Genomic DNA, 293 nt, shown 5'->3' with positions numbered 1-293 from the left:
TCTGCGGTTGGGGTTACTGGAGTTACTGTTGGTGTATAAGTAGTTTCTACTTTTGTTCCGTTAGTATCCTTCGCTACAACCTTAGCTGGATCTGGTGTGCCTGTGAAGTCTTTGTTTGGTTGGAATGTAATCACTCCTGTTGTTGGATCAATTGTGTATGTTCCAACTTCTTTACCATCTTTAAGAGCTGGCATTGTGGTTACTTCGTTACCACTTGGGTCTACCAATTTAACAGTTGTCTTATCAATTGGCGCTACTTCATCACCTTTTGTGAACATTGTCTCTGTTTCTTG

Annotated in this window: 1 protein-coding gene; it reads right to left on the bottom strand. The window is 41.0% G+C overall.

Features of this window, described 5'->3' with window-relative positions; translation table 11 throughout:
- The coding region (locus JQ843_RS05330) for a hypothetical protein (RefSeq protein ID WP_203213079.1) at positions 1-293 on the bottom strand (293 nt) is incomplete at both ends.

It is taken from the genome of Streptococcus mitis, from assembly GCF_905187495.1.
GTDB classification, from domain to species: domain Bacteria; phylum Bacillota; class Bacilli; order Lactobacillales; family Streptococcaceae; genus Streptococcus; species Streptococcus mitis_CU.
This window is presented reverse-complemented; position numbering and strand designations above follow the sequence as displayed.